The following is a 6,091-nucleotide window of genomic DNA, read 5'->3' as shown; positions in this document are numbered from 1 at the left end:
TCCGCCCGGCCGAGCGACTACCAGTGTCGCCCCTTCGAGCAAGGGCCAGAAGAATTCCCACACCGACACGTCGAAGCTGAAAGGCGTCTTCTGCAAGACCCGGTCGGCCGCCGTCAACGGATACGCTTCCTGCATCCATTGCAGCCGGTTGACGATGCCTTGCTGGTCGATGCCGACACCCTTCGGCTTGCCGGTCGAGCCCGAGGTGTAGATCACATAGGCCAGATCATTCGGTTGCGTGTGGTGCTCGAGGTTGCCGTCGGCGTAGGCCGCCAGCGTGTCGGCTTCACTATCCAGGCAGAACACCGGCAGGCCCGGTACGGTGGGGATATGCGCCCGCAGATGCCGTTGCGTCAGGACCACCGCCGGCCGGGCGTCGGCCAGGATCGTCGCCAGGCGATCCGCCGGATACGCCGGGTCCAGCGGCACATAGGCGCCGCCCGCTTTCAGGATGCCGTACAGGCCGACGATCATCTCTATCGAACGCTCGACGCATAGGCCCACCAGCACATCCGGGCCAACACCCAGTTGGCGCAGATGACGCGCCAGCCGATTGGCTTGCGCATTGAGTTGCGCATAGCTCAACGAGACGCCTTCATACACCACCGCAGCATGTTCCGCGCTGCGCGGCACTTGCGCCTCGAACAACTGATGCAGCGTCGATGTATCGCGCTGAACGCGCGGATAAACCGTGGCGGTATCGTTGAACGTGCGGAGAAGCTGCCGGCGTTCGGCCTCGCCCAGCATCGCCAGCTCGCCGACGGCACAGCCGGGATCGGCCACAATCGCTTGCAGCAAGTTGGTGAAGTGCACGCCCATGCGCTCGATCGTGCTCGCCTCGAACAGGTCGGTGCTGTACTCGAAATAGCCCTGCAAACCGTCCTGGTCTTCGGCCAAGGTCAGGGTGATGTCGAACTTGGCCGTGATGCTTTCGCTTTCCAGCACACTCATCGACAGACCCGGCAAGACCAGTTCATCCATCGGCGTGTTCTGCAATACCAACATCACCTGGAACAGCGGTGAATAGCTGGTATGCCGCTCCGGCTGCAGCGCTTCGACCAATTGCTCGAAGGGCACATCCTGGTGGGCATAGGCATCCAGCGTGTGCTGCCGCATTTGCTGCAGCAGGCCGTTGAAATCAAGGGCAAGGTCCACTTGTGTGCGCAGCACCAAGGTGTTGACGAAAAAGCCGATCAGCGATTCGATGTCGGTGCGGTTGCGATTGGCGATCGGCGTGCCGATGCAGATGTCGCTCTGGCCCGAATAGCGCGCCAGCAGCACGTTGAACGCCGCGGACAGCGTCATGAACAATGTGCTTTGTGTCTGGCGGCTAAGCGCCTGCAAGCCCGATACCAGTGCCGCCGGCACCGCGAACGACACCATGGCGCCGCGGTGGCTCGGCAGCGCGGGCCGTGGCCAGTCCGTGGGCAGCGTCAACAAGCTCGGGCTGTCCGCCAACTGCTGCTTCCAATAGCCAAGCTGCTGCTCTAGTACCCCCCCGCTCAGCCACTGCCGCTGCCAGTGGGCAAAGTCCGCGTATTGAATCGGCAAGTCGGGCAGCGGCGATGGCAGGCCTTGCGTATAGGCCGCGTAGATGGCTCCGATCTCGCGTATCAATATCGCCAGCGACCAACCGTCGAAGACAATATGGTGCATTGTCAAAAACAGTAAATGCTCCTGTTCGTCGAGCCGCAGCAGCGACCCACGAATCAGCAGATCCGCTTCCAGATTAAAAGGTGTTTGCGCTTCCTCCACCGACAGCCATTGCGCCCTGGCTTCGCGCTCCTTTACCGGCAAATCGGACAAATCGTTTACCGCCAGCGGCATTACCGTGCGAGGCATGATGATTTGCACGGGCGCCCCTTCGCGTCCCGCAAAGCGGGTGCGCAGTGCTTCATGGCGGCGCACGATTTCGTTGAGCGTGCGCGTCAGCGCGTCCACGTCGAGATAGCCGGTCAGGCGAACGGCGGCCGGAATGTTGTAAAGCGCATTCTGGCGTTCCAACTGATCCAGGAACCACAAGCGGGTCTGGGCAAACGACAACGGCAACGGCATATCGCGGTTTACAGGCAATAGCGGCGGCGCACTGACGCCGGCATCGGCTTCGGCGACCTTCAGCATCAATGCTGAAATCGACGGTGCTTCGAACAAGGCGCGCAACGGCAATGCGACCTTCAGCGCGCGCTGTACTCGCGACATCAATTGGGTCGCCAGCAGCGAGTGGCCACCCAGGGCGAAGAAGTCGTCATGGATGCTGACCTTGTCGAGCCTCAAGACCTCAGCCCAAATGCCGGCCATGATTTCTTCGGCGGGCGTGCGTGGCGCGACATAGGCTGCTTCGCCGTGCTGCAGCTCAGGCGTGGGAAACGCGTTGCGATCAATCTTGCCGTTGGCGGTCAGCGGCAGCGCATCCAGCGTTACATAGGCACTCGGCAACATATAGCTAGCCAGCTCCCTGGCCAGTTGCGCACGCAAGGTTTCTGCATCCGGCCGATAACCTTCCTGCGCAACCACGTAGGCCACCAGGCGCTTGTCGCCGCCCTGCCCTTCGCGTGCCAATACGACCGCTTCGCGTATCCCGTCGATCGCCTGTAGCTTGGCTTCGATTTCACCCAGTTCAATGCGGAATCCGCGAATCTTGACCTGGAAATCGCTTCTTCCAAGGTATTCGATATAGCCATCCGGGAGGAAACGAGCCAGGTCACCGGTCTTGTACAGCCGAGCCCCTGGTTCGACAGCGTACGGATCGGGGATGAATTTTTCCGCCGTCAGCTCGGGGCGATGCAAGTAACCGCGGGCCACCTGCACGCCGCCGATATGCAGTTCGCCGGCGACGCCAATCGGCACCGGTTGCCCGTTTCGGTCAAGGATATAGGCCTGCGTATTGGCTATCGGCCGGCCGATCGGCAACGATGGCTCATTACCGCTCAGCGGCGCGATGGCATTCAAGATCACCGTGATGGTGGTTTCAGTGGGCCCGTATGCATTGAGCAATGGAATGCGCTGACCAAATACCTGCTGCCACGAATAGACCACAGCCGGCTTGACCTCTTCACTGCCCACGATAACCAGGCGCAAGGTCGATAACCGGTCCGGCTGCAAGACCTGTCCGGCCAGAAGCTCTCCCACCCAGCCATGCCAGAAGGATGCGGGCAGATTCAATACGCTGAGGCGCTGCTCCTCCGCCCAATGCATGAAATGCTCCGCCGTGTCGAACAAGCTGGCCGGCCTTACCACCAGCTCGGCACCGCTAATCAGGGTCGGCCAGATTTCCTCTCCGGCCACATCGAAGGCGGGTGCCGAAAACTGCAACACCCTGTCCGTCGCGGTCAGTTTGTAATGCTCGCGAATGGACTGGACGTGATTGCATAGCGAAGCGTGTTCGATCATCACGCCCTTAGGCAGTCCGGTGGAGCCGGAGGTGTAAATGACGTAGGCCAGTTGATTGGCCGATACGTCGTTCGATGGATTCGTGTCCGGCCGTCCATCCCAAGCGAAGGATCGATCCAGGCTTACCCTCTTAATGCCGCCCACCGGCAGCGCTTCCAACAGCGTCGACTGGGTCAACAGCAGCGAAGCACCGGCATCCTCGATCACATATGTCATCCGCTCGCGCGGATACGCGGGATCCAGCGGCACATACGCACCGCCCGCCTTGAGCGTGGCCAGCATCGCGATCACCAGCTCCACGCTGCGTTCTACGCAGATCGCCACCCGGACATCCGAACCGACGCCGTTCGCCACTAGATGGCGGGCCAGTCGGTTGGCTTTCTGGTTCAGTTCGGCATAGCTGATCGCTACGCCATCCTGGGTGATCGCCGTGTTATCCGGCGTACGCGCGGCCTGTGCTTCAAATAGCTGGTGGATGGCCGACGCCGGCACGCCCGCGTCGGAGAAATCGATGGCGGTATCGTTCCATTCGGACAACATGAGCCGGCGTTCGTCGTCGCCGAGCATCACCAGATCGTCTATGGGGCACGTCGGGTCCGCCACGATGGCATACAGCAAGCGCGTGAAATGATCGGCCATGCGCTCGATAGTGCTGGCGTCAAACAGGTCGGTGCTGTACTCGAAGTCGCCCTGTAAGCCCTTGTCGCCCTCCATCAACGTCAGCGTGATATCGAACTTGGCCGTGGCGCCTTCGCTGTCCAGTACCTTCATCGACAGGCCCGGCAGTACCAATTCGTCCATCGGCATGTTCTGCAGTACCAGCATCGCCTGGAACAGCGGCGAATAGCTGGTGTGTCGCTCCGGCTGCAGCACCTCGACCAATTGTTCGAACTGCACGTCCTGATGCGTATAGGCATCGAGTGTGTTCGCACGCACTTGCTTGAGCAACGTAGTGAATCCGAGACTCAAATCCACTTGGGTGCGCAACACCAGCGTATTGACGAAAAAGCCGATGATGCCTTCGATGTCGGCACGGTTGCGATTGGCAATCGGCGTACCGATGCAGATGTCGCTCTGTCCCGAATAACGTGCCAGCAAAACGTTGAACGCCGCGCACAAGGTCATGAACAAAGTGCTCTGCATTTTCCGGCTCAAAGCTTGCAGTTTGGCGCTCAGTTCCGCCGGAATGGCGTACGACAGCGTGGCGCCGGCCTGGCTCTGTACGAGCGGGCGTGGCCGGTCGGTCGGCAAGGTCAGCAAATTCGGGCTACCCGCCAATTGCTGCCTCCAATAGTTTAGCTGCCGCTCCAGTACCTCGCCGCTCAACCATTGCCGCTGCCAACTGGCAAAATCGACATAACGCATCGGCAACTCGGGCAGCGACGGCGGCAGACCCAGCGCGTGGCTCGCATACAGCGCACCGACTTCCCGCAGCAGAATGCCTATCGACCAGCCATCGAACGCGATGTGGTGCACCGTCAACAACAGCAGATGGTCCTGCTCTTCGAATTGCATCAGGCTGCCTCGAATCAACGGCCCGGTTTGCAGATCGAACGGGGTGCGTGTGTCATCGTGTATCAGCGCATGCTCCGCGGCCTCACGTTCCTTCTGGGCGGAATGGCGCAGATCATCGAATGCGAGTACCAGGTCCAGTCGCGACATGATTCGCTGCACCGGTGTGCCGTCTGCGCTTTCAAAGTACGCGCGCAGCGCATCATGGCGATGCAGCACACCGTTGAGGGCGGCGTGCAGCGCTTTGCGATCGAGCTTGCCTTTTAACCGCACGGCCAGCGGTATGTTGTATGCCGGGCTATCGCTTTCCAATTGATCCAGAAACCACAGACGCTGCTGGGCAAACGACAGCGGAAACGCTTCGCTCGGTTCGTCAGGCGCTTGCGCTGTGTCTACGTCTTCGGTGCTGGCCGGCACTACCTGGCTGACCATCTCAGCCAAGGTCGGTGCATCGAAAATCGTCCGCAGCGATATTTCAACCTGGAATGCCGCGCCGATCCGCGACATCAATTGCGTTGCCAGCAACGAATGGCCGCCCAGCGCAAAAAAGTCGTCATGGATGCCGATCTTGTCGAGCTTGAGGATTTCCGCCCAGATCTCCGCCATGCGTTGCTCTGCTACCGTACGCGGCGCGACATACACCACCTCATCGCGCGTCATGTCCGGGGCCGGCAAGGCGTTTCGATTGACCTTGCCGTTCGACGTCAAAGGCATGTGATCGAGGATGACGAAGTAACTCGGCACCATGTACTCGGGCAGCGTCTGCGACAGCATCGGGCGTAGCTGCGTTTCGTCCGGCAATACCTGCCCGTCATGCGCCACCAGATAAGCCACCAGCCGCTGGCTGCCGGCGCTGTCCTCCCGCGCCAATACCACCGCGTCACGCACCGCTTCGAGTGCCGCCAGCGTCGCTTCGATTTCACCCAGCTCGATGCGCAGGCCGCGAATCTTCACCTGGTGGTCGCTGCGGCCCAGGTATTCGATGGTGCCGTCCGGCAGATACCGCGCCAGATCGCCCGACAAATACATCCGCGCACCCGGCGTCGCACTGAACGGGTTGGGGATAAAGGTCCGCGCCGTCAGCTCGGGCCGGTTGATATAGCCGCGCGCCAGACCGATACCGGCGATATACAGGTGCCCGACCACTCCGACGGGCACCGGGTTGAGCGACGCATCCAGAATATGGATC

1 protein-coding gene is annotated in these 6,091 nt (G+C 60.9%); it reads right to left on the bottom strand.

Annotated elements, in window-relative coordinates; translation table 11 throughout:
• Positions 1-6,091, bottom strand: a 6,091-nt coding sequence (locus tag DVJ77_RS20890) for a non-ribosomal peptide synthetase (RefSeq protein ID WP_114847477.1), incomplete at both ends; no start/stop codon positions are given.

It is taken from the genome of Dyella tabacisoli (assembly GCF_003350925.1).
Taxonomy (GTDB): Bacteria; Pseudomonadota; Gammaproteobacteria; order Xanthomonadales; family Rhodanobacteraceae; genus Dyella_C; species Dyella_C tabacisoli.
The sequence above is the reverse complement of the archived record's forward strand: the minus strand, read 5'-3'. Positions and strand labels throughout refer to the sequence as shown.